This is a genomic window from Streptomyces sp. NPDC041200 (assembly GCF_055591805.1).
Window position 1 is genome coordinate 1 of the sequence record NZ_JBVIZF010000005.1, and the last position, 22,579, is coordinate 22,579.

19 protein-coding genes and 1 rRNA gene are annotated in these 22,579 nt (G+C 72.8%); 15 read left to right on the forward strand and 5 right to left on the reverse strand.

The features are described 5' to 3' along the window. The 3 genes from rrf to ACZ6CL_RS15285 all read left to right on the forward strand — a co-directional run. Positions 1 to 85 (forward strand): 5S ribosomal RNA (gene rrf / locus ACZ6CL_RS15275); the annotation flags it as partial. A 220-nt stretch (positions 86 to 305) separates the two neighbouring features. Next, positions 306 to 1,376 (forward strand): hypothetical protein, encoded by a 1,071-nt coding sequence (locus ACZ6CL_RS15280; protein ID WP_468936083.1) that lies wholly within the window; start codon positions 306 to 308, stop codon positions 1,374 to 1,376. Then, complete coding sequence (locus ACZ6CL_RS15285; RefSeq protein ID WP_468936085.1) at positions 1,358 to 2,176, forward strand: tetratricopeptide repeat protein; 819 nt, start codon at positions 1,358 to 1,360, stop codon at positions 2,174 to 2,176. Before ACZ6CL_RS15280 ends, ACZ6CL_RS15285 begins: the two co-directional genes overlap by 19 nt. A 68-nt stretch (positions 2,177 to 2,244) precedes the next feature. Here ACZ6CL_RS15285 and ACZ6CL_RS15290 read toward each other — a convergent pair whose 3' ends face one another. Next, on the reverse strand, positions 2,245 to 3,540 hold the full coding sequence (locus ACZ6CL_RS15290) for a DUF1015 family protein (protein ID WP_468936087.1): 1,296 nt from the start codon (positions 3,538 to 3,540) through the stop codon (positions 2,245 to 2,247). A gap of 78 nt (positions 3,541 to 3,618) precedes the next feature. Between ACZ6CL_RS15290 and ACZ6CL_RS15295 the strand changes: the two genes are divergently transcribed. The 4 genes from ACZ6CL_RS15295 (at position 3,619) to ACZ6CL_RS15310 (ending at position 7,880) form a co-directional block, all read left to right on the forward strand. Further along, positions 3,619 to 4,650: an HAD-IIA family hydrolase gene (locus ACZ6CL_RS15295; protein WP_468936089.1), complete on the forward strand. Its 1,032-nt coding sequence runs from the start codon at positions 3,619 to 3,621 to the stop codon at positions 4,648 to 4,650. A 167-nt stretch (positions 4,651 to 4,817) separates the two neighbouring features. Then, a complete protein-coding gene (locus ACZ6CL_RS15300; RefSeq protein WP_468936091.1) occupies positions 4,818 to 5,879 on the forward strand; it encodes a FecCD family ABC transporter permease in 1,062 nt (353 codons plus the stop codon). 17 nt (positions 5,880 to 5,896) lie between these two features. Beyond that, positions 5,897 to 6,937 (forward strand): FecCD family ABC transporter permease, encoded by a 1,041-nt coding sequence (locus tag ACZ6CL_RS15305; RefSeq protein ID WP_468936780.1) that lies wholly within the window; start codon positions 5,897 to 5,899, stop codon positions 6,935 to 6,937. Positions 6,938 to 6,950: 13 nt separating this feature from the next. Further along, positions 6,951 to 7,880 carry an ABC transporter ATP-binding protein gene (locus ACZ6CL_RS15310; RefSeq protein ID WP_468936093.1) on the forward strand — a complete coding sequence of 310 codons (930 nt, stop codon included), beginning with the start codon at positions 6,951 to 6,953 and terminating at the stop codon, positions 7,878 to 7,880. Between the two features lie 3 nt (positions 7,881 to 7,883). Here ACZ6CL_RS15310 and ACZ6CL_RS15315 read toward each other — a convergent pair whose 3' ends face one another. Beyond that, the gene (locus tag ACZ6CL_RS15315; RefSeq protein WP_468936095.1) at positions 7,884 to 8,231 is read right to left on the reverse strand and encodes a sterol-binding protein; all 348 of its coding nucleotides are present in this window, start codon (positions 8,229 to 8,231) and stop codon (positions 7,884 to 7,886) included. Positions 8,232 to 8,297: 66 nt separating this feature from the next. Between ACZ6CL_RS15315 and ACZ6CL_RS15320 the strand changes: the two genes are divergently transcribed. The 6 genes from ACZ6CL_RS15320 (at position 8,298) to ACZ6CL_RS15345 (ending at position 15,276) form a co-directional block, all read left to right on the forward strand. After that, positions 8,298 to 8,630 (forward strand): hypothetical protein, encoded by a 333-nt coding sequence (locus tag ACZ6CL_RS15320; protein ID WP_468936098.1) that lies wholly within the window; start codon positions 8,298 to 8,300, stop codon positions 8,628 to 8,630. A gap of 13 nt (positions 8,631 to 8,643) precedes the next feature. Beyond that, positions 8,644 to 9,510, forward strand: a complete 867-nt coding sequence (locus ACZ6CL_RS15325; RefSeq protein WP_468936783.1) for a TlyA family RNA methyltransferase — start codon at positions 8,644 to 8,646, stop codon at positions 9,508 to 9,510. Beyond that, positions 9,507 to 10,472: an NAD kinase gene (locus ACZ6CL_RS15330; RefSeq protein WP_468936101.1), complete on the forward strand. Its 966-nt coding sequence runs from the start codon at positions 9,507 to 9,509 to the stop codon at positions 10,470 to 10,472. The genes ACZ6CL_RS15325 and ACZ6CL_RS15330 overlap by 4 nt, the downstream gene beginning before the upstream one ends. Before the next feature lie 189 nt (positions 10,473 to 10,661). Continuing rightward, positions 10,662 to 12,413 (forward strand): DNA repair protein RecN, encoded by a 1,752-nt coding sequence (recN, locus tag ACZ6CL_RS15335; RefSeq protein ID WP_468936104.1) that lies wholly within the window; start codon positions 10,662 to 10,664, stop codon positions 12,411 to 12,413. A 411-nt stretch (positions 12,414 to 12,824) separates the two neighbouring features. Next, a complete protein-coding gene (locus tag ACZ6CL_RS15340) occupies positions 12,825 to 13,970 on the forward strand; it encodes a glycosyltransferase family 4 protein (protein WP_468936107.1) in 1,146 nt (381 codons plus the stop codon). A 133-nt stretch (positions 13,971 to 14,103) separates the two neighbouring features. Next, entirely contained in the window at positions 14,104 to 15,276 is a 1,173-nt protein-coding gene (locus ACZ6CL_RS15345) for a glycoside hydrolase family 64 protein (RefSeq protein WP_468936109.1), read from the forward strand. Between the two features lie 18 nt (positions 15,277 to 15,294). On the opposite strand, the gene ACZ6CL_RS15350 is transcribed toward ACZ6CL_RS15345, so the two are convergent. From ACZ6CL_RS15350 to ACZ6CL_RS15360, 3 genes are all read right to left on the reverse strand, one after another. Continuing rightward, positions 15,295 to 16,992: a PucR family transcriptional regulator gene (locus ACZ6CL_RS15350; RefSeq protein WP_468936111.1), complete on the reverse strand. Its 1,698-nt coding sequence runs from the start codon at positions 16,990 to 16,992 to the stop codon at positions 15,295 to 15,297. A 55-nt stretch (positions 16,993 to 17,047) separates the two neighbouring features. Next, on the reverse strand, positions 17,048 to 17,431 hold the full coding sequence (locus tag ACZ6CL_RS15355) for a hypothetical protein (protein WP_468936113.1): 384 nt from the start codon (positions 17,429 to 17,431) through the stop codon (positions 17,048 to 17,050). 91 nt (positions 17,432 to 17,522) lie between these two features. After that, positions 17,523 to 19,286 carry a glycoside hydrolase family 15 protein gene (locus tag ACZ6CL_RS15360; RefSeq protein ID WP_468936785.1) on the reverse strand — a complete coding sequence of 588 codons (1,764 nt, stop codon included), beginning with the start codon at positions 19,284 to 19,286 and terminating at the stop codon, positions 17,523 to 17,525. A gap of 485 nt (positions 19,287 to 19,771) precedes the next feature. Here ACZ6CL_RS15360 and ACZ6CL_RS15365 point away from each other — a divergent pair, with 485 nt between their 5' ends. Next, positions 19,772 to 21,427 carry a CTP synthase gene (locus ACZ6CL_RS15365; protein WP_468936116.1) on the forward strand — a complete coding sequence of 552 codons (1,656 nt, stop codon included), beginning with the start codon at positions 19,772 to 19,774 and terminating at the stop codon, positions 21,425 to 21,427. Positions 21,428 to 21,522: 95 nt separating this feature from the next. Then, positions 21,523 to 22,149 carry an NUDIX domain-containing protein gene (locus ACZ6CL_RS15370; RefSeq protein ID WP_468936119.1) on the forward strand — a complete coding sequence of 209 codons (627 nt, stop codon included), beginning with the start codon at positions 21,523 to 21,525 and terminating at the stop codon, positions 22,147 to 22,149. Positions 22,150 to 22,579 lie beyond the last annotated feature (430 nt).

The window sequence follows — 22,579 nt, forward strand, 5'->3', positions numbered from 1 at the left end:
TTACATTCCGAACCCGGAAGCTAAGCCTTTCAGCGCCGATGGTACTGCAGGGGGGACCCTGTGGGAGAGTAGGACGCCGCCGAACAATCTTTGGAGGACCCCTGGTCCCAGCGTTCATGCTGGGACCAGGGGTCCTTTTTGTTTTGACCTGAAGACAGGAGTCACGTAGATGTCCACCAACTCTTCCGACGACCGGGGAGACCGCGAGCCGCGGCGCCGGGACGGCGGCGACCGGAGGGACTTCCGCGACTCCGGACCGCGCCGCGACCGTGACGGTGGCTCCCGTCCGCAGGGTGGGTTCCGTCGTGACGACCGGCGGGATGACCGTCGTGACGACCGGCCTCGTGGGCCGCGCCGCGACGACGACCGCGGTGGACGCCCCGGCGGTGGCGGCTACGGCCGCCGCGATGATCGACGTGACGACCGGCGTGACGATCGGCGTGACGATCGCCCTCGTGGTCCGCGTCGGGACGACCGTGACGGTGGCTCCCGTCCGCAGGGTGGGTTCCGTCGTGACGATCGCCGTGATGACCGTCGTGACGACCGGCGCGATGACCGTGGTGGCTTCCGCCGGGATGATCGTCGTGACGATCGGCGTGATGACCGTCGTGACGACCGTGGTGGTTTCAGGCGCGATGACCGCCGCGATGACCGGCCTCGTGGGCCGCGCCGTGACGATGACCGTGGCGGACGTCCGGGTGGGTTCGGACGCCGTGACGACAGTGGTGACCGGCCCCGTGGTGGCTTCGATCGCCGGGACGACCGGCCCCCGTTCCGCCGCGATGACCGTCGTGATGATCGGCGTGACGACCGTCGTGATGATCGGCGCGACGATCGTGGCGGATTCCGCCGGGATGACCGTCGTGATGACCGGCGTGATGATCGCGGTGGGTTCCGTCGTGACGATCGGCGTGATGACCGTGGCGGGTTCCGGCGCGATGACCGGCGTGACGATCGGCGTGATGACCGTGGTGGCTTCCGCAGGGACGACCGTCGGGACGACCGCCGTGATGACCGTCGTGACGATCGTGGTGGCTTCCGCCGCGATGACCGTCGCGATGACCGGCGCGATGATCGCCGTGATGACCGTGGCGGGTTCCGGCGCGACGACCGGCGTGATGACCGGCCCCGTGGGCCGCGTCGCGACGATGACCGTGGCGGCGGCTTCCGTGGCGGGCGCGACGACCGTGGGTCTCGGCGTCCGTACGGTGGCGGCCAGGGGCGGGGGCGCGACGACCGGTCCGGGGGCTACGGCCGCCGCGACCGCGATGAGCGCGGCAGCCGGGACCGCGACCGCGAGCCGATCAAGCGGCTGCCGATCCCCGAGGACGTCACCGGCGATGAGATCGACAAGGACGTGCGGCAGGAGCTGTTGAGCCTGCCGAAGACCCTTGCCGAGGATGTCGCCAAGAACCTCGTCATGGTCGCCAAGCTGCTGGACGAGGAGCCGGAGCGGGCGTACCAGTACTCGCGCGTCGCGCTGCGGCTCGCCTCCCGCGTCGCCGCCGTCCGTGAGGCGGCCGGGTTCGCGTCGTACGCCGTCGCGAAGTACTCGGAGGCGCTCGCGGAGTTCCGTGCCGCGCGCCGTATGACCGGCAACAACGACCTGTGGCCGGTGATGGCCGACTGCGAGCGAGGCATGGGCCGTCCCGAGCGGGCGCTGGCCATGGCCGGTGAGCCCGAGGTGCAGAAGCTGGACCGTGCCGGGCAGGTCGAGATGCGCCTGGTGGCCGCCGGTGCCCGGCGCGACATGGGCCAGGCCGACGCCGCCGTCGTCACCCTGCAGAGCCAGGAGCTGGCCTCGAACTCCATCCAGCCGTGGACCGCGCGACTGCGGTACGCCTACGCCGACGCGCTGCTGGCCGTCGGCCGTGAGGACGAGGCGCGGGAGTGGTTCGCGAAGGCTCTGGAGGCGGACCAGGGCGGCACCACGGACGCCTCCGACCGGCTCGCGGAGCTGGACGGTGTCGAGTTCGTGGACGCGCTCGACACCGACGAGGCTGAGGCCGCCGAGGAGACCGAGGAGACCGAGGTCGCCGCCGCCGACGATGTCGACGACGCCGAGAAGGTCGCGGAGGTCGCCGAGGAGACCGAGGTCGCTGAGGAGACCGCGGAAACCGAAGAGGCCGAAGAGGCCGTGGAAACCGCAGCGGCCGAGGACAGCGACCGCAGCTGATGCCTGAGGGCGGAACCCCGGCCACCACCCCCGGCCGGGGCTCCGCCCTCTTCGTATCTCCGCGCGGCTCAGCCCAGGGTGAGGCTGCGCAGCACCAGCCCGGTGGCGGGCTTCGGCCCGAAGGACGTCGACTTGCGCGGCATGGCGACCCCCTGACGCGCCAGCTCGTGGACGACCTCCTCGCACACCGGATGCATGAGCACCGCCGTGCCGCCGTGCCGCTCCGCCTGTTCGACGGCCGCTTCCGCGTTGTGGATGTAGCCGATGTGCTCGGCGCTGTCCGGGATCCGCCAGAGGTGGTCCAGGAGCAGCGAGTGCAGGACGGTCGCGTCCAGCGTCCGCCAGGCCTCGGGCCGTCCCTCGGGGACCGTACGGGCTAGCAGCCCGGGGTCGGGCCGGTCGAGCAGGTGGAAACCGCCGTCGCCCGCGAGGAGGAACGCGTTCCGCCCGTCCGGTGCGCTGGCCGCCTCCGCGAGGGCGTCCAGGGCGCGGGGCAGCGGGCCGTCGACCGTCCGTACCCGGAAGGCGGTGCTGGCCGTGGCCAGCGCTTCGGCCACCGGGAGGTGGCGCAGCAGTCGGTGGATGGCCCGGACCCGGAGCGGGTAGCGGGTGGTGTCGACGAGGAGGACGAGGCCGAAGTCCCAGGGCCCGGGCTCGGGCCGTTCCTCGCGCAGCCGCAGATAGGTGGCCCAGCGGTGGTGGCCGTCGGCGATGAGGGCCTGGCGGTTGCGGAGGTCGGCGGCGACCGCGACCAGGTCGGACGGGTCGGTGACCCGCCACAGATGGTGGTCGAAGCCGTCCTCGGTGGTGGTGGAGAGCAATGGCTCGTGCTGGATGGCGCGTTCGATGACCCCGGCGGCGCCGCCCCCGTCCGCACCACCGCCGTTGCCGCGATAGGCGAGCAGCAGGGGTTCCAGGTTGGCCGCGGTGGCGCGCATCAGGTCGGCGCGGTCCTCGACGATGTGCGGCATGACCTCCTCGTGCGGGAGGACGATGCCCTCCTCGCGCGGGCTCAGCCGCAGGGCGCCGATCAGCCCGCGCTGGAGGACGTGGCTGTCGCGCTGTTCGTAGACGTACAGGGCCGGTTCGGGATCGGGCGCGAGGACGCCGTCGGCCTGCCAGCGACGGAGTGTGTCGGCGGCCTGCCGGTGGCGGTCGGCGGGGGTCCCGGCCTGCGGGAGGATGAGCCGGACGATGTTGTACGGATCGGCCGTCTCGAGTTCGCGCAGACCATCGGGCCGTACGACCACGTCGTAGGGCGGTGAGGTGACGGCGGCGAGACTGCCGACCTGTTCCGCGACGTAGCGCAGCCCCCGGAAGGGGGTGAGCTGGAGACCTTGCCCGCCAGGCCCTGAAGTGCTCATTAGAGAATGTTATGCCCCGGTCGTCGATGAGCCATGATCGGGGGGAGAACGCATGGATCGCGAGGAGAGTGGCCCCCCATGAACCAGACCGTCCGGATCGCGCCCGAGGGCAGTGAGCAGCCGCTGAACGAGGCGTACGACACCGCGCTGCTGGACCTCGACGGGGTGGTGTACGCGGGTGGCGAGGCCATCGTGTACGCCGTGGAGTCGCTCGGCACCGCGCGGGACGGCGGGATGCGGCTGGCGTACGTGACCAACAACGCGCTGCGCACACCACAGACCGTCGCCGAGCATCTGACCCGGCTCGGGGTGCCCGCCGGGGCCGAGGACGTGATCACCTCGGCGCAGGCCGTGGCCCGACTGATCTCCGAGCAGCTGCCGCAGGGTGCGCGGGTGCTGGTGATCGGCGGGGAGGGGCTGCGGGTGGCGCTGCGCGAGCGCGGGCTGCTGCCGGTGGAGTCCGCCGAGGACGCTCCGGCGGCGGTGGTCCAGGGGTACGGCGGACCGGACATGCCGTGGTCGCGGCTGATGGAGGCGGGCTACGCGGTGGCGCGCGGGGTGCCGTGGTACGCGTCCAACACGGATCTGACGATTCCGAGCGGCCGCGGGATCGCGCCGGGCAACGGCGCGGGAGTGGAGGTCGTACGGATCGTCACGGGCCAGGACCCGCAGGTCGCGGGGAAGCCGCTGCCGCCGATGCACCGCGAGACGATCCTGCGGACCGGGGCCCGGCGGCCGCTGGTGGTGGGGGACCGGCTGGACACCGACATCGAGGGTGCGTACGCGGGCGGGGTCGACTCGCTCCTCGTACTGACCGGGGTGACGACCCCGGCGCAGCTGCTGGCCGCTGAGCCGAAGTACCGGCCCGCCTATGTGGACCGCGACCTGCGGGGGCTGCTGACGCCTCAGCCGGTGGTCGAGCGCGTCGACGGGGGCTTCCGGTGCGGCGGTTGGACGGCGCGGGCGGGCGACGGCGTCCTGCTGCTGGACGGGGACGGCGCTGAGCCGCTGGACGGGCTGCGGGCGTTGTGCGCCGCCGCCTGGAACGAGGCGGGGGAGGGTGTGAGCGGCGCGGACGCGGGGAAGGCGTTGGCTCGGCTGGGGCTGTGAGCCGCCCGGAACCGCCCCGAACCGCCCCCGAGTCGCTCGGGGGCGTGACACGGCCGGGGCCTGGGGTGATGTGGCCGGAGGGGTGAGGCCCGCTCGGGTATCACAGGCGAGGCTTAGGGTAACCTAACCTAAGTCTTGATCGGCCGTGCTGTGAGGTGGAGTTCCGCGTGACCCTGGTCAGTCCGGCGAAAGCCGGACCCGAGACAGCGACCGATACGGCGGCCCCGCCACCCTGCCAGCACACCGCGCGCCGAGCGGTCGGGCTCGTCGTCTCCCTCTGCGTGCTGCTGGCCGTCGTGGCCGCCAGCATCGCGATCGGCTCCAAGCCCATCGCGCTGGGGGACGTCTGGCACGGGCTGTTCGCGTACACCGGCAGCGACACCGATGTGGTGATCAAGGACGTACGGGTGCCGCGCACCCTTCTCGGGCTGCTCGTGGGCGTCGGCCTCGGGCTCGCGGGCGCGGTCATCCAGGCCCTCACCCGTAACCCGCTCGCCGACCCCGGGCTGCTGGGGCTGAACGCGGGCGCGTCCGCCGCCGTCGTCTCGGCGATCAGCTTTCTCGGCGTCACCTCCCTGACCGGTTATGTGTGGTTCGCCTTCCTCGGCACCGCCATCGCCTCCGTGCTGGTGTACGCGCTCGGCGGCAGCCGGGGCGCCACCCCGGTGCGGCTCGCGCTCGCCGGTACGGCCGTGTACGCGGCGCTCTACGGCTACATCAACGCCGTACAGCTGCTGGACAGTGCGGCGCTGGACAAGATGCGCTTCTGGACGGTCGGTTCGCTGGCCTCCGCCAACATGACCGTGGTCCGGCAGGTGGCACCGTTCCTCCTGGTCGGCGCGGTGCTGGCGCTGCTGCTCGGCCGTTCGCTGAACGCGGTGGCGCTCGGCGACGACACGGCCCGCGCGCTCGGCACCAACCTGGCCCGCACCCGGGCGATGTCCATGCTGGCCGTCACCCTGCTGTGCGGGGCCGCGACCGCCGCCTGCGGGCCGATCGCCTTCGTGGGGCTGATGGTTCCGCACCTGGTCCGGGCGCTCACCGGCCCTGATCTGCGCTGGACACTGCCGTACGCCGCCCTGCTGTCGCCCGTTCTGCTGCTGGGCTCCGATGTGATCGGGCGGGTCGTCGCCCGGCCCGCCGAACTCCAGGTCGGCGTCGTCACCGCGCTCGTCGGCGGACCCGTCTTCCTCTACCTCGTACGCCGCCGAAGGATGGCCCAACTGTGAACGCGAGCAAGCGCAACATGCCCAGGACGAGCGGAGTCACGCTGCGCGCCGGCGGCCTCTCGCTGCGCCTGGACGTGCGCAGCGCGGTCGTGGGGCTGCTGCTGCTCGCCGTGGCGCTGGCGATGAGCGTGGTCCTGATCGGTACCGGCGACTTCCCCATGGCCCCCGGCGATGTGCTCCGCTCCCTGGCCGGGAACGGCACCATGGCCCAGGACTTCATCGTCCACGACCTGCGGCTGCCGCGCGTCCTGGTCGGGCTGCTGGTCGGCGCGGCCCTCGGGCTGGCCGGAGCGGTCTTCCAGTCCATCTCCCGCAATCCGCTGGGCAGTCCGGATGTGATCGGCTTCGGACAGGGCTCGGCGGCCGGGGCGCTCGCCGTGATCGTCCTCTTCCAGGGCAATCCGGCCGAGGTCGCCGTCGGCGCCATCTGCGGCGGTCTGCTGACCGGGGTCGGGGTCTACGCGCTGGCCTGGCGGCGGGGCGTCCACGGCTACCGGCTGGTGCTGGTCGGCGTCGGCACCTCCGCGATGCTCGCCGCCGTCAACGGCTATCTGCTCACCAAGGCCGACCTTCCCGACGCCACCCGCGCGGTGGTGTGGCTGACCGGTTCGCTCAACGGCCGCGACTGGGGCCAGGTCTGGCCGCTGGCCTGCGTCTGCGCGGTCCTGCTGCCCGTGATCCTCGGGCAGGCGCGGGGGCTGCGGATGCTGGAGATGGGCGACGACAGCGCGTACGCCCTCGGGGTGCGGGTCGAACGGACCCGGCTGGTCCTCATGTTCGCGGGCGTCCTGCTGACCGCCGCCGCCACGGCCGCCGCCGGGCCCGTCGCCTTCGTGGCGCTGGTCGCCCCGCAGCTGGCCCGCAAGCTCACCCGTTCGGCCGGGCCCCAGCTGCTCCCTTCGGCCTGGATGGGCGCGGCCCTGCTGGTCACCGCCGACTGGTCCGCGCAGCGGGCCTTCGGCGCCGACCAGCTGCCGGTCGGTGTGCTGACCGGGATGCTGGGCGGCGCCTATCTGCTGTGGCTGCTGGTGACCGAGCGCAAGGCGGGGCGGATATGAGGGTTTCGCGGATATGACGGTTCGTAAGGGCGACAAGGGCTACAGGGAAAAGGACACCAAGCAGACCGTGGCTTCCAGCAGCAACAGCACCAGCGACAAGACGACGGACCGGCAGCGGCTCACCGCCGAGGGGCTGACCCTCGCGTACGACCGGCGCACCGTCGCCGAGGGCCTGTCGGTCACCGTCCCCGACCACTCGTTCACGGTGATCGTGGGCCCCAACGCCTGCGGCAAGTCGACCCTGCTGCGCGCCCTGTCCCGGATGCTCAAGCCGACGGCGGGGTCGGTGCTGCTGGACGGGGAGGCGATCGGTTCGCTGCCCGCCAAGAAGGTCGCCCGCACCCTCGGTCTGCTGCCGCAGTCCTCCATCGCCCCGGACGGGATCACCGTCGCCGACCTCGTCGCCCGTGGCCGCTACCCGCACCAGGGGCTGCTGCGGCAGTGGTCGGAGACGGACGAGCGGATCGTCCAGGAGTCGATGGCGGCGACCGGCGTGGCCGAGCTGGGGGACCGCTATGTCGACGAACTGTCCGGCGGGCAGCGCCAGCGGGTGTGGATCGCCATGGCCATCGCCCAGCAGACCCCGCTGCTGCTCCTGGACGAGCCCACGACGTACCTGGACATCCAGCACCAGATCGATGTCCTCGACCTGTGCGCCCAGCTCCACGAGGAGCAGGGCCGCACCCTCGTCGCGGTGCTGCACGACCTGAACCACGCCGCCCGTTACGCCACGCACCTGATCGCGATGCGGGACGGTGAGATCGTCGCGGAGGGTGCGCCGGGGGACATCGTCACGGCGGAGCTGGTGGAGCGGGTCTTCGGGCTGCGCTGTCAGGTCATCGACGACCCGGAGACGGGGACCCCGCTGGTGATACCGGCCGCCCGCCAGTCCCGGAAGGCCAGGGAATCGGACGCCGACGCGAAGACGCCGGTGGACGCGTAGGTCCTAGAGCAGCTTCCGCAGCCGCAGCAGGTCGCGCAGTCCGGCCTCCAGCTTGACCCGGCCGCTGCCCCAGGCCCGGGCGAAGTGCAGCCCGCCGTCGACCAGGGCCACCAGGTCGTCGCCGGACATCGCCAGCCGGATCTGCGCGCGCTCGGCGGGCGGGCCGGACGCGGTCGTCACGTCCTCGATGCGGCTGTCCACGAGACGGCCGAGGAAGGTCGTGTCGAGGTCGGTGATCCAGCAGCTCACGGAGCGATCGAGCGCGGCGGCGCTGCGGAGGTTCCCGTTCGCGCCCGCGAGGTTCTCCGCCAGTTTGTCGAGTGCGTCGCGGCACTGTTCCAAGGTGGCCATCGCCGACGACGGTACCGCAGGTCGTGCCCCGTCGGAGAACGTGCGCTTCGCGGTAGCGTCGGGGGCATGAGTGAGCCCATGCCGGGCGGACGGCCCGGGTCAGAGCCGGAACCGGAGCCTGCCGACGCGGCCCCCGGGCCGCCCGAAGCGCCCGCGGAGGCGCCGTCCGGGCCCACCGGTCCGGCTCCGCTCGGTGTCGCCCGTACGCCCACCGGCGTCCCCGATGTCGACGCACGGCTCGACCGGCTGGCCGACGCGGACGACCTCCCGGTGAGCGGCCATCTGGAGGTGTACGAGGATGTGCACCAGGGCCTGCGCGACACGCTGACGGCACTCGACCGGCGGCCCGGACCTCCGGCCCCGCCCGCCCCTCCTCATAACACCGACCCCAGGAGCTGAACCACCCGTGGCAGTGACCCGCCCACGACGCGTACGACTCGACGCGGAGCTGGTGCGCCGCAAGCTGGCCCGCTCGCGTGAGCACGCGAGCCAGCTGATCGCGGCGGGCCGGGTGACCGTCGGCGGGGCCACCGCGACCAAGGCCGCCACGCAGGTCGAGACCAGTGCGGCGGTCGTCGTGACCAAGGACGACAGCGATCCGGACTATGTCTCGCGCGGCGGCCACAAGCTCGCGGGCGCCCTGTACGCCTTCAGCGAGGAGTACCGCGGGGGGCCGGGCCGGACCACGGACCCCACCCCGGTCTCCGGTTCCGGGCTGACCGTCGCCGGGCGGCGGGCGCTGGACGCGGGGGCGTCGACCGGCGGCTTCACCGATGTCCTGCTGCGGGCGGGCGCCGCCCATGTCGTCGCCGCGGACGTCGGCTATGGGCAACTTGCATGGTCTTTGCAAAGTGATGAACGCGTGACCGTTCTCGACCGTACGAACGTACGCGAGCTGACGCCGGAGCAGATGGGAGGCGAGCCCGTGGACCTTGTCGTCGGAGATCTCTCCTTCATTCCGCTCGGGTTGGTACTGCCCGCCCTGGTGCGCTGCACCGCGCCCGACGCCGACCTGGTGCTGATGGTCAAGCCCCAGTTCGAGGTCGGCAAGGAGCGGCTCGGCAGCGGCGGTGTCGTCCGCAGCGCCGAGCTGCGTGCCGAGGCGGTGCGGACGGTGGCTCATCAGGCGGCGGACCTGGGGCTGGGTGTACTCGGCGTGACCGCCAGCCCGCTGCCGGGACCGTCGGGGAACGTCGAGTACTTTTTGTGGATGCGCGCCGGGGCGCCGGCACTGGACCCGGACGATGTTGACCGTGCAGTGGCGGAGGGGCCCAGTTGACCACTTCAGAAGCAGCGGCAAAGGCGGAGTCGGCGGCGGAGGCAGCGTTCAAGCCGACGCCGGAGTCAACCGCTGACCGCACCGTGTTCCTCCTCGCGCACACCGGCCGCCCGGCGGCCATCCGCAGCGCCGAACTCGTCGTCCAGGGGCTGGTGCGCAGCGGCATCGGCGTGCGGGTGCTCGCCGCCGAGGCCGCGGACCTGCCGCTGCCGCCCGAGGTCGAACTGGTCGACGCGGGCCGTGACGTGCTCGACGGCTGTGAACTGCTGGTCGTGCTCGGCGGGGACGGGACGCTGCTGCGCGGCGCCGAGTTCTCGCGTATCTCCGGCGTGCCGATGCTCGGCGTCAACCTGGGCCGGGTCGGCTTCCTGGCCGAGGCCGAGCGGGATGACCTGGACAAGGTCGTGGACCGGGTGGTGAGCCGCCAGTACGAGGTCGAGGAGCGCATGACCATCGATGTGCTGGTCCGCAACGACGGGCACATCGTGCACACCGACTGGGCACTGAACGAGGCATCGGTGGAGAAGGCGGCGCGCGAGCGGCTGCTGGAGGTCGTCACCGAGGTCGACGGCCGCCCGGTCTCCCGCTTCGGCGGCGACGGTGTGGTGTGCGCGACCCCGACCGGCTCGACGGCGTACGCCTTCTCGGCCGGTGGCCCGGTGGTGTGGCCCGAGGTCGAGGCGCTGCTGATGGTCCCGATCAGCGCGCACGCACTGTTCGCGAAGCCGCTGGTGACGACGCCGGAGTCGGTGCTCGCGGTCGAGGTGCAGCCGCAGACCCCGCACGGGGTGCTGTGGTGCGACGGGCGCCGTACCGTGGAGCTGCCCGCCGGGGCGCGGGTGGAGGTGCGCAGGGGAGCGGTGCCGGTCCGGCTGGCCCGGCTGCACCACGCGTCGTTCACCGACCGGCTGGTGGCGAAGTTCGCGCTGCCGGTGGCGGGCTGGCGCGGGGCGCCGCACTAGCCGCCCGCCCGCTGCCGGGGGAGGGCTCGCGCTACTGGGGGAGGGCCCGGGAAAACCCTTTCGAGGGGGTACGTCCGTCAGTCCTCCCCGGCGCGGAAGGCGAGGTGGCGCGGCCACCGGGCGATCACCCGGAGCGACGGTGCGGCCGTCCCCGGGGGTGGCCGTCGCGAGGTGGCCGGTAAACCTCGTATGGTCTTGCACGTGCTGGAGGAGATGCGGATACGTGCCCTGGGTGTCATCGACGATGCCGTAGTCGAGCTGTCACCCGGCTTCACCGCGGTAACCGGCGAGACCGGCGCGGGCAAGACCATGGTCGTCACCAGTCTCGGGCTGCTGCTCGGCGGCCGCGCCGACGCCGCCCTGGTGCGGATCGGCGCCAAGGCGGCGGTCGTCGAGGGCCGGATCACGGTCGACGCCCGCTCGTCCGTCGCGGTACGGGCCGAGGAGGCGGGGGCCGAACTCGACGACGGGGCGCTGCTGATCAGCCGTACCCTCTCCGCCGAAGGACGCTCCCGCGCCCACGTCGGCGGCCGGTCCGTGCCGGTGGGGCTGCTCGGGGAGCTGGCCGACGACCTGGTGGCCGTCCACGGCCAGACCGACCAGCAGGGCCTGATGCGGCCCGCCCGGCAGCGCCAGGCGCTGGACCGGTACGCGGGCGCCGCCGTCGCCGGGCCGCTGGAGAAGTACGCGGGCGCCTACCGGCGGCTGCGCGCCGTCGCCGCCGAACTGGACGAGCTGACCACGCGGGCGCGCGAGCGGGAGCAGGAGGCCGACCTGCTGCGCTTCGGCCTGGAAGAGGTCGCCGCCGCCGAGCCGCGGGCGGGCGAGGACGACGAACTCGCCGCCGAGGCCGAGCGGCTGGGCCACGCCGAAGCGCTCGCGTCCGCCGCCGCCCTCGCGCACACCGCCCTCGCGGGCAACCCGGAGGACCCCGAGGGCGTGGACGCCGCCACCCTCGTCGGCGGCGCGCACCGCGCCCTGGAGGCGGTCCGCTCCCACGACCCCGCCCTCGCCGGGCTCGCCGACCGCATCGGCGAGGTGGGCATCCTGCTGTCCGACGTGGCCGGTGAACTGGCCGGGTACGCCGACGATCTGGACGCCGACCCGCTGCGGCTCTCCGCCGTCGAGGAGCGCCGCGCCGCGCTGGCCCAGCTGACCCGCAAGTACGGCGAGAGCATCAGCGATGTGCTGGCCTGGGCCGAACAGGGCGCCGTCCGGCTCGCCGAACTGGACGGCGACGACGACCGCATCGGCGAACTGACCGCCGAACGCGACGCGCTCCGCGCCGACCTGGGCGGGCTGGCCCAGGCGCTCACCGACGCCCGTACGGAGGCCGCGGCGCGCTTCGCCGAGGCCGTCACCGAGGAACTGGCCTCCCTCGCGATGCCGCACGCCCGGGTGACGTTCGCGATCCGGCAGACCGAGGCCGCGGACGAGGCGTCCGGAGTCGAGGTCGGCGGACGGGCGGTGACGTACGGTCCGCACGGCGCCGACGAGGTCGAGCTGCTCCTCGCCCCCCACCCCGGCGCACCGCCGCGCCCCATCGCCAAGGGCGCCTCGGGCGGTGAGCTGTCCCGGGTGATGCTCGCGGTCGAGGTCGTCTTCGCGGGCTCCGACCCCGTACCGACGTATCTCTTCGACGAGGTGGACGCGGGCGTCGGCGGCAAGGCCGCGGTCGAGGTCGGCCGCCGCCTGGCCCGGCTCGCCCGCTCCGCCCAGGTGGTGGTCGTCACCCACCTGCCGCAGGTCGCCGCGTTCGCGGACCGGCATCTGGTGGTGGAGAAGACGAACGACGGGGCGGTGACGCGCAGCGGGGTGAAGGCCATGGAGGGCGAGGACCGGGTCCGGGAGCTGTCCCGGATGCTGGCGGGCCAGGAGGACTCGGAGCTGGCCCGCGCCCACGCGGAGGAACTACTGGAAGCGGCCCGCACGGCCCGCTGACGGGGGCCGCCCCGCCCTGCGCGGGTGCTGACCGGGGGCCCGCCCTGTCCTGCGCGGGCCGCTGACCGGGGCCGCTTTCCCCACCCCGCCCCTCCCCGAACCGGGCCCAGCCCTGGCCCGTCGGGGCCTGGACTTCTGCGGGGCTCCCGCTGTGGTCCGGCGGGGCCGGGGTCCGGTCCTGGGCCGGTCCCGGCGGGGTTTTGGGGCAGCTCCTAGGGCTCTGGCCGGGGTCGGTCGTGGGGAATCGCGTGGGATCACCCATATGGGTGGTGTTGCGGACGTACGGGCGAGCGCTGGGCGGGCGTGGCATGGGAACGTTGCGGCGCGCGCACCGCGAAGGCTGGCATTCTTGGCGCAGTACGCGCATCGCAGCAACCGCACCTCCGCCACCGCCCCAGGAGCTCCGCCCGAGTGAGCAGTACCGTGAGCAACACCCCGGTCCCGCCGCACGGGCAGCCGTCGCTGCACGCCGTTCAGGTGCTGGGCGGCGGCAGTTCGGGCAGCGGGGTGCATGTGCGGTCGCTGTCGGCCGGGCTGGTGGCGCGCGGGCTGCGGGTGACCGTCTGCGGGCCCCGGAACGCTGAGGAGGGGTACGGCTTCACGGAGGCGGGAGCCAGGTTCGCCCCGCTCGACGGCCGTACGGACGCGGGGAGCGTCGCGTCCCTCCGTACCGCCTGCGTCGGCGCGGGGCTGGTGCACGCGCACGGGCTGCGGCCCGGTCTGCTGGCCGCGCTCGCGCTGCGCGGCCGGGGCATTCCGCTCGTCGTCACCTGGCACACCAGGGCGGAGGCCGACGGGGCGCGGGCCCACCTCGTACGGCTGATGGAGCGGCGGGTGGCGCGGGCCGCGGCGGTCGTGCTGGGCGCGTCCTCGGACCTGGTGGCGTGGGCCCGTGACCGAGGGGCGCGCGACGCGCGGCTCGCGCCGGTCGCGGTGCCCGCGCCGCGCCCCGCGCCCGAGACGGACGACGGCGCCCGCCAGAAGGCGCGCGCGGACCTGGGCGCGGTAGACAGGGCCCTGCTGCTCGCGGTCGGCCGCCTGGACGCCGCCACGGGCCACGGCGCGCTGCTGGACGCGGCGCGTGCCTGGCGCTCCCTGGACCCGCCGCCGCTGCTGGCGATCGCGGGCGAGGGGCCGGACCGTGCGCTGTTGCAGCGCCGGATCGATACGGAAGGGCTCCCGGTGCGGCTGCTCGGCCGCCGGGACGACGTACCGGGGCTGCTGGCCGTCGCCGATGTGGCGGTGCTGTCCAGTCGCTGGGAGGCGCGCTCGCTGCTGGCCCAGGAGGCGCTGCACGCGGGCGTGCCGCTGGTCGCCACGGCGGTGGGCGGGGTGCCCGAACTGGTGGGGGAGGCCGCCGAACTCGTCCCGTACGGCGACTCCGGCGCCCTGGCCGACGCGGTGATCCGGCTGCTGGCCGACCCCGGGCGCCGCGCGGAGCTGGTCACGGCGGGGCGGGCGCGGACCGCTCAGTGGCCGACGGAGGACGACACGGTGGCCCATGTCCTCAGCGTCTACGACGAATTGGTGCAGACCTTTCTGTGCGTAGGGGGTTGACGCCCCCGGGCGCTGATCGGCAGGGTTCTGCGCGGTGGACCGAGAGAGCGCTCTCTGACGGCGCGCTTCTTCCCTCGTGTCGCTTTTTCTGTCATGTCCCGGCAACCCCCACTACGCCGAGGAGTGCATTGTCATGATCACACGCAGAATGCTGCTGGGTGGAATCGCCGCATCCGCCGCTGCCGCGGGTACCGGCCTCACGATCGGCGGCGGTCGCGCCGGCGCGGCGCAGCGCCTGGCGCGTGCCGAGACGCTTCCCCTCACGGTCGTCAACAAGACCGGCCAGTTCGGCAACGCGTCGGTATGGCTCTACATCGTCGGCAACGCCGACAACCAGCAGGTCCGCGTCACCCCCGACGGAAAGCTCGCCCCCATCGCGCTCTCCGACAACGGCGCGGACGGTTTCACCGACTACGCCATCCCGCTCTCGGGAAGCGGCGACACCAAGCTGACGCTGCCGCGCATGTCGGGCCGGATCTATGTCGCGCTGGGCGCGAAGCTCAAGTTCAAGGTGGTGGCGGACGGGGCGGGCAAGGCCGCGCTGCAGTACCCGGCGGGCTGGGTGTCCGGCGACCCGAATTACCAGGTCATGCACGACTGCGCGGAGTTCACCTTCAACGCGGCCGGGATGTTCTGCAACACCACCATGGTCGACATGTTCAGCGTCCCGCTCGCCATCCGCCTCACCGGCGCCAAGGACCAGACGACCGGCACCCTCAAGGACGGCGCCCGCGCCCGGATCTTCTCCGACCTCCGCGTGGTCGAGGCCTACAAGCCGCTGGTCATCGGGGACGATCTGCGGGTCATCGCGCCCGGCCACGGCCTGGGCGCGGGGCTGTTCCCGCAGGACTACTTCGCGTCCTATATCGACCGGGTCTGGGACACCTACGGATCGAAGGACCTCAAGGTGACGACCAACGCGGGCACCTTCACCGGCCGGGTGAGCGGCGGGAAGTTCGCCTTCACCGGCCCGGCGGCGGTCTCCTTCGACAAGCCGTCCACCAAGGACGTGCTGTTCTGCGACGGTGCCCTGGCCGCGCCCAACGACGGTACGACGGGACCGGTCGCGGCCATCCTCGGCGCGGGCTTCAACCGCACCACGCTGCACAGCGCCGCCGCCCAGCCGACCACCGACCCGGCCGCCTTCTACGGGGAACCGGTCACCCACCACTACGCCAAGGCCATGCACGCGGCCACGGCCGACGGCAAGGCGTACGGCTTCGCCTTCGACGACGTGGCCGACTTCGCGTCGTACATCCAGGACACCGCCCCGACCGGGATCACGCTCACCCTGACCCCGTTCTAGGCGCTCTTCCCGGCGGCCTCACCGCACATGGCGTCTGGCCTGGAGGGCCACCCCCAGGGCGAGCACCGTCTGAGGGTCCTCCAGGTCGGTGCCGAGCAGCCGGGCGATCCGGGCCAGCCGGTCGTACAGCGTCTGGCGGTTGAGGTGCAGCGCGCGGGCCGTCTCCGCCTTGCGGCCCGCGTGCCGCAGATAGACCTCCAGCGTCGGCACCAGCGGCGGGCGGGCGGTGCGGTCATGGGCGAGCAAGGGGCCGATCACCCGGTCGACGAAGGCGGCCAGATCCCCGTGTTCACGAAGTCGCCAGAGCAACAGGTCGACATCCAGACTGCGGACGTCGTACCAGTCGCGGTCCGCCAGCCCGTGCGCCGCGTACGCCGCCTCCGCCGCGTGCCGCAGCTCGCCGCCGACCGCGTCCCATCCGGCCGCCAGCCCGGCGATCACCACCGGCGGACGCACCCCGGCGGGACGGTCGGGCCAGGCCCGCTCCACCCCCGCCCGCAGGGCCGCCGCCACGCGCGCCGCGACCGTGCCGCGGTCCAACGCGGCGCGCAGTCCGGCCAGCAGCGGCACCCGGCCCTCCGGCAGCCGTACGCCCAGCAGCACCGGAACGCCGACCGCCGCCAGCTCCTCCCGCAGCGCGTGGGCCAGCGCGGCCCAGCTTTCCGCGCCGCCGGCCGTGGCGGGACCGCGCCCGCCCCCGCTGAGCGGATGAGGGTCCTCCGCGAGCCGCATCACCATCGGCAGCAGCGGGCCGTCACCGGACGGCCGGAAGCCCAGCACCCGCGCCTGCGCGGGCGCGTCCGCCGGTTCGACGCGCCCCTCCGCGAGATCGGTGAGGAAGTCGCCCCGGCCGCGCGCCGCCAGTTCCTCGTCCTGGCGCGCCCGCAGCAGCACCACCGCCAGCAGATCCGCGGTCCGCTCGGCGGCGATGCGGTGCACCGGGGCGAGCGGCGCGGCCACCGGCAGCACGGCCAGCCGGGCCCGTACGGCGCCGGGCCCCTGGCCGCCGCCCGGCACGTCGGCCAGCACACTGCCCGCCGGAGGCTCGGGCGGCTCGGCCGTCTCGGGCCGCCGCCGGTCGGCGTGGCGGCCCCGCAGCCCCTCCCACGCCTGGAGCGGATCGGTGGCGCCGGGGCGTACGCTCCCGGGCCCGGCCGCGTACAGCAGCCGTCCGTCGGGGGTCTCCAGGAACACCGGATTTCCCGCGAACTCCGCGAAGTTCCGCAGCAGCTCCGGCACTCCGCCGCCGCGCAGCAGCACCTCGGTGCCCTGGTGGTGGACGACGTCGGCCTGGCGCAGCAGGGCGTAGTGCTCGTTGACGATCTCGGTGTGGATCTCCTCGGTGACCGCCACGAACGGCACCTCGCGGTGCAGCTGCACCAGCGGCAGCCCGCACGAGCGCGCCGCGTCCACCACCGCCACCGGCAGCGTGCGGAACCTCGGGCCCAGCTCCACCACCAGCGCCGCGATCCCGCGCTCGGCCAGCCGCCGGACGAAGGCGCGCTGCTCGGCGGCGCGGGGGCCGACACCCAGACCGGTGGTCAGCAGCAGTTCGCCGCCCTTGAGGAGCGCGGCGATGTTCGGCGCCTCCCCCGCGTGCACCCACCGCACCGGGCGGTCCAGCAGGTCGCCCCCGGTCACCACCTCGGGGAGACCGCGGCGCAGGGCGGGCAGGTCCAGCGCCCGGCCCACGGTGATCGTTCCTTGTGTTTCCATCCGGTTCCGGCTGTCCGTCGTGCTCAGAGATGTTCGGAATACGGCCGCGGGAGCCTCACTGACCGGCGGCGCCCCGCAGCCGCCGCGCGGTGTCGATGTCCCGCCGCAGCGCGCTGAGCCGGGGCGGTTCGCGGGAGGCGTCCAGGACGACGACGTGCAGCTGGTCGCCGACCCGGGCCGGTGCGACGCTCTCGTCCCACCACGAGGGATGCTTCACCTGGTCGATGAATCCGGGCACGCCGTCAGCCTCGACCCGGGCTCCCACGGGGGCCACCGCGACCACCGTCACAACGAACTCTTCCAGGAACGACGGATGCATGTCGTATTTGACCATGCCCTTCGCGAAGTTCACTCCCGTCAGTGCAGCATACTCCGCGACGACCGCCCGCTCGCCGAAGTAGATCTTCCCGTCGGAGATGATGCCGCCGCCGATGTCCACACCGGCCTGGTGGTCGGCCAGTTCGGTGGGGGTGCCGACGAGGTCGGTGAGGATGGCGACGTCGTCGGCGAGGCGGAGCTTGGCGGCAGCGTCAGCCGCCGTACGCGCCGGAGGCGGTCAGGCGCAGGGCGGTGTCGATCAGGGGGACATGGCTGAACGCCTGCGGGAAGTTGCCCACCTGGCGCTGGAGGCGGGGGTCCCACTCCTCGGCCAGCAGGCCCAAGTCGTTGCGGAGCCCGAGCAGCTTCTCGAAGAGCCTGCGCGCCTCGTCCACCCGGCCGATCATCGCGAGGTCGTCGGCGAGCCAGAACGAGCAGGCGAGGAAGGCGCCTTCGTCACCCTCCAGACCGTCCACGCCCGCGTCCTCGCCCGCGGTCGGGTAGCGCATCACGAAGCCGTCGGAGGTGGACAGCTCGCGCTGGATCGCCTCGATGGTGCCGATGACCCGCTTGTCGTCCGGCGGCAGGAAGCCCATCTGCGGGATGAGCAGCAGCGAGGCGTCCAGCTCCTTGGAGCCGTAGGACTGCGTGAAGGTGTTGCGCTCGGCGTCGTAGCCCTTCTCGCACACATCGCGGTGGATCTCGTCGCGCAGATCGCGCCAGCGGTCCAACGGGCCGTCCACGTCGCCCGATTCGATCAGCTTGACGGTGCGGTCGACGGCGACCCAGGCCATCACCTTGGAGTGCACGAAGTGGCGGCGCGGGCCGCGCACCTCCCAGATGCCCTCGTCGGGCTCGTCCCAGTGCTCCTCCAGGTAGCGGATCAGCTTGAGCTGGAGCACGCTCGCGTAGTCGTTGCGGGCGAGGCCGGTCATATGGGCGAGGTGCAGCGCCTCGGTGACCTCGCCGTAGACGTCCAGCTGGAGCTGGCCCGCCGCGCCGTTGCCGACCCGGACCGGCTGGGAGTTCTCGTAGCCGGGCAGCCAGGTCAGCTCGGCCTCGGACAGCTCCCGCTCACCCGCGATGCCGTACATGATCTGCAGGTTCTCCGGGTCGCCCGCGACCGCGCGCAGCAGCCATTCGCGCCAGGCGCGCGCCTCCTCGCGGTAGCCGGTGCGCAGCAGGGAGGACAGGGTGATCGCCGCGTCCCGCAGCCAGGTGAAGCGGTAGTCCCAGTTCCGTACGCCGCCGATCTCCTCCGGCAGCGAGGTGGTGGGCGCCGCGACGATGCCGCCGGTGGGGGCGTAGGTGAGCGCCTTGAGGGTGATCAGCGAGCGGACGACCGCGTCCCGGTAGGGGCCGTGGTACGTGCAGTGCTCGACCCACTCCCGCCAGAAGGCCTCGGTCGCCTCCAGCGCGGCCTCCGGCTCGGGCAGGGCGGGCTGCTCCTTGTGCGAGGGCTGCCAGCTGATCGTGAAGGCGATCCGGTCGCCGGGGGCCACCGTGAAGTCGGCGTAGGTGGTGAGGTCCTTGCCGAAGGTGTCGATCTCGGTGTCCAGCCACACCGAGTCGGGACCGGCGACGGCGACCGTCCGCGAGTCCACCTTGTGCACCCACGGCACGACCCATCCGTACGAGAAGCGCATCCGCAGGCTGGAGCGCATCGGCACCCGGCCGCTGACCCCCTCGACGATGCGCACCAGCTGCGGGGCGCCGTCCCGTGGCGGCATGAAGTCGATCACGCGGACCGTGCCGCGCGGGGTGTCCCACTCCGACTCCAGGACGAGCGAGTCGCCCCGGTAGCGGCGGCGGTCGGCGGTCGGGGGCTCGCTTCCGGCGGTGTGGGCGGGTCCCAGCCGCCAGAAGCCGTGCTCCTCGGTGCCGAGCAGACCGGCGAAGACGGCATGGGAGTCGAAGCGCGGCAGGCACAGCCAGTCGACCGTCCCGTCCTTACAGACGAGAGCGGCGGTCTGCATATCACCGATGAGTGCGTAGTCCTCGATACGCCCGGCCACGTGCTTCCCCAATCGAACGGCCGTATGCCCCTGCGGGCGTGCTTACGGTCTCCGGAAATATTGGACGAGCTCTTGTTCCGGAGGCGTGCTGGTGGTGCCGTGCCGGGGCTCGCGTAGCGTTTCGTCCGAGCAGGATACGACGGAGGACTGTGATCCGCTTGAGCCCGTCCATATCGTGGCTCGCGTCACGACCGCTGATCGGGTGGCGGACGATACGCGTCGTTGTCAAGACAGCGTACGGTGCGGCAGAGGCGCGGTCGGCCGTGCCACGCGGACGCCCTCCACCGGCCGCCCCGGGGCACTGATACCCTGGTAGCCCGTGGAGCGGCGGGCACAAAACCCCCGAACCTCAGCGACGGCGCCTCCGAGAAATCGGGGCAGCGGCCGGACCGCACCCCTCACGACGCGACCACGGGAGCCCCCTTTTGGCCATTGCCGCTAAGCCCATGACGACCAAGCACCTCTTCGTCACCGGGGGTGTCGCTTCCTCACTCGGCAAGGGCCTGACCGCCTCCAGCCTCGGTGCGCTGCTCAAGGCGCGGGGTCTGCGGGTCACCATGCAGAAGCTCGACCCGTACCTGAACGTCGACCCGGGCACGATGAACCCGTTCCAGCACGGTGAGGTGTTCGTCACCAACGACGGCGCCGAGACCGACCTGGACATCGGCCACTACGAGCGGTTCCTCGACGTCGACCTCGACGGCTCCGCCAACGTGACCACCGGCCAGGTCTACTCCAGCGTGATCGCCAAGGAGCGGCGCGGGGAGTACCTGGGCGACACCGTGCAGGTCATCCCGCACATCACCAACGAGATCAAGCACCGCATCCGGCGCATGGCCACCGATGACGTGGACGTCGTCATCACCGAGGTCGGCGGGACCGTCGGCGACATCGAGTCGCTGCCCTTCCTGGAGGCCGTCCGCCAGGTCCGCCACGAGGTCGGCCGGGACAACGTCTTCGTGGTGCACATCTCCCTGCTGCCGTACATCGGCCCGTCCGGCGAGCTGAAGACCAAGCCCACCCAGCACTCGGTCGCCGCCCTGCGCAACATCGGTATCCAGCCGGACGCCATCGTGCTGCGCGCCGACCGCGAGGTCCCCACCTCCATCAAGCGCAAGATCTCGCTGATGTGTGACGTGGACGACGCCGCGGTGGTGGCCGCCATCGACGCCAAGTCGATCTACGACATCCCGAAGGTGCTGCACTCCGAGGGGCTGGACGCCTATGTCGTCCGCAAGCTGGACCTGCCCTTCCGTGATGTGGACTGGACCCAGTGGGACGACCTGCTGAAGCGGGTCCACCAGCCCGACCACGAGGTCACGGTCGCGCTCGTCGGCAAGTACATCGACCTGCCCGACGCCTACCTGTCCGTCACCGAGGCGCTGCGCGCGGGCGGGTTCGCCAACAACGCCCGAGTGAAGATCAAGTGGGTCACGTCCGACGACTGCAAGACGGCCGCCGGTGCCCGGCAGCAGCTGGCGGACTGCGACGCGGTGTGCATCCCCGGCGGCTTCGGCGACCGGGGCGTCATCGGCAAGGTCGGCGCGATCACCTACGCCCGCGAGAACAAGATCCCGCTACTGGGTCTGTGTCTCGGCCTCCAGTGCATCGTCATCGAGGCCGCGCGGAACCTGGCGGGCATCTCCGGCGCCAACTCCACCGAGTTCGAACCGGCCGCCACCGACCCGGTGATCTCCACCATGGCCGAGCAGCTGGACATCGTCGCGGGCGAGGGCGACATGGGCGGCACCATGCGGCTGGGCATGTACCCGGCCAAGCTCGCCGAGGGCTCGATCGTCCGCGAGGTCTACGACGACCAGCCGTACGTCGAGGAGCGCCACCGCCACCGCTACGAGGTCAACAACTCGTACCGCGGTGAGCTGGAGAAGAAGGCCGGGCTGGTCTTCTCGGGCACCTCCCCCGACAACAAGCTGGTCGAGTACGTCGAGTTCCCGCGCGAGGTCCACCCCTACCTCGTCGGCACCCAGGCCCACCCCGAGCTGCGCTCCCGGCCGACCCGCCCGCACCCGCTCTTCGCGGGTCTGGTGAAGGCGGCAGTCGAGCGACTGACCGCTGGCGAGGGGACGTCCGCCGGGTCCTGACCGATACGGTTGAACGGTTGACGGGGGAAGCGGGCGGCCCGAGCGGCCCGCTTCCCCCGGCCACTCGCACGCGGAAAGGACGCTGAGGCAGCGCAATGGGCATCCAGGACACCCCCGAGGAGTGGCGGACCGTCGCCACCGTCACGCCGTTCACCGGCAACAAGACGAGCGTGCGCACCGACGAGGTCGTCATGCCCGACGGCTCCACGGTCACCCGCGACTACCAGGTCCACCCCGGCTCCGTCGCCGTCCTGGCCCTCGACGACGCCGGTCGCGTCATCGTGCTGCGCCAGTACCGCCACCCGGTCCGCCACCGTCTCTGGGAGATCCCGGCCGGTCTCCTCGACATCCCCGGCGAGAACCCCCTGCGCGCCGCGCAGCGCGAGCTGTACGAGGAGGCGCACGTCAAGGCCGAGGACTGGCGCGTGCTGGTGGACGTCTACACCACGCCCGGCGGCTGCGACGAGGCCGTACGGGTCTTCCTCGCCCGGGAGATCTCGGCGGCGGACGGCGAGCGGTACGAGGTCTCCGAGGAGGAGGCCGACATGGAGCTGGCCCGAGTGCCGCTGGACGAACTGGTGCGGCTCGTGCTCGCCGGTGACCTGCACAACAACTGCCTCGCGGTGGGCGTCCTGGCGCTGCACGCCGCGCTGGCGGGCGACGGCGTGGACGCCTTGCGCCCGGCCGAGGCCCCCTGGCCCGCCCGGCCCTTCGAGGCGTAGCCGCCGCTGCTTCCTGTTGGTGGGCGGGGGCGCGGTTGGTTGGGCGGTGGTGCCGGGTGCGGGGCCTCCGGGGCAGGGCCCTGGACTCGTATATTTTTGGCGCCAGTGCCCGGAGACGTGGGGTGGGCCGGAAATGGGCGCCACACATACACGTCATCGTCCAGGACCCCACCCCTGCGACCCCGCCCCCTCCCGCCGAGTAGCGGCCACCCGCCGGTGGGCCCGGCCCGCCCGATAACGGGGTGCCGAACGACGGGAGCCGCCCCCCGCTGCCTCCCGTCGTTCGGCGGCCATCCGTCGGTGGTCCCGGCGCGTGGCTCGGTTCCGGCCCGTCCGGCGGCGGAGTGCCGGGTGGGGGTGGGTAGCGCTCCCGGCCCCTCTCGCCGAGTAGCGGCCACCCGCCGGTGGCCCCGGCCCGCCCGGCACCCGT

Excerpts from the sequence above, each read along its gene's own strand:
- ACZ6CL_RS15295 (WP_468936089.1), top strand. The coding sequence starts at position 3,619 with ATGAACCAGACCGTCCGGATCGCGCCCGAGGGCAGTGAGCAGCCGCTG.
- ACZ6CL_RS15310 (WP_468936093.1), top strand. The coding sequence starts at position 6,951 with ATGACGGTTCGTAAGGGCGACAAGGGCTACAGGGAAAAGGACACCAAG.
- ACZ6CL_RS15320 (WP_468936098.1), top strand. The coding sequence starts at position 8,298 with ATGAGTGAGCCCATGCCGGGCGGACGGCCCGGGTCAGAGCCGGAACCG.
- ACZ6CL_RS15365 (WP_468936116.1), top strand. The coding sequence starts at position 19,772 with ATGACGACCAAGCACCTCTTCGTCACCGGGGGTGTCGCTTCCTCACTC.
- ACZ6CL_RS15345 (WP_468936109.1), top strand. The coding sequence starts at position 14,104 with ATGATCACACGCAGAATGCTGCTGGGTGGAATCGCCGCATCCGCCGCT.
- ACZ6CL_RS15290 (WP_468936087.1), bottom strand. The coding sequence starts at position 3,540 with ATGAGCACTTCAGGGCCTGGCGGGCAAGGTCTCCAGCTCACCCCCTTC.
- ACZ6CL_RS15360 (WP_468936785.1), bottom strand. The coding sequence starts at position 19,286 with ATGCAGACCGCCGCTCTCGTCTGTAAGGACGGGACGGTCGACTGGCTG.
- recN (WP_468936104.1), top strand. The coding sequence starts at position 10,662 with ATGGTCTTGCACGTGCTGGAGGAGATGCGGATACGTGCCCTGGGTGTC.
- ACZ6CL_RS15370 (WP_468936119.1), top strand. The coding sequence starts at position 21,523 with ATGGGCATCCAGGACACCCCCGAGGAGTGGCGGACCGTCGCCACCGTC.
- ACZ6CL_RS15350 (WP_468936111.1), bottom strand. The coding sequence starts at position 16,992 with ATGGAAACACAAGGAACGATCACCGTGGGCCGGGCGCTGGACCTGCCC.
- ACZ6CL_RS15305 (WP_468936780.1), top strand. The coding sequence starts at position 5,897 with ATGCCCAGGACGAGCGGAGTCACGCTGCGCGCCGGCGGCCTCTCGCTG.
- ACZ6CL_RS15315 (WP_468936095.1), bottom strand. The coding sequence starts at position 8,231 with ATGGCCACCTTGGAACAGTGCCGCGACGCACTCGACAAACTGGCGGAG.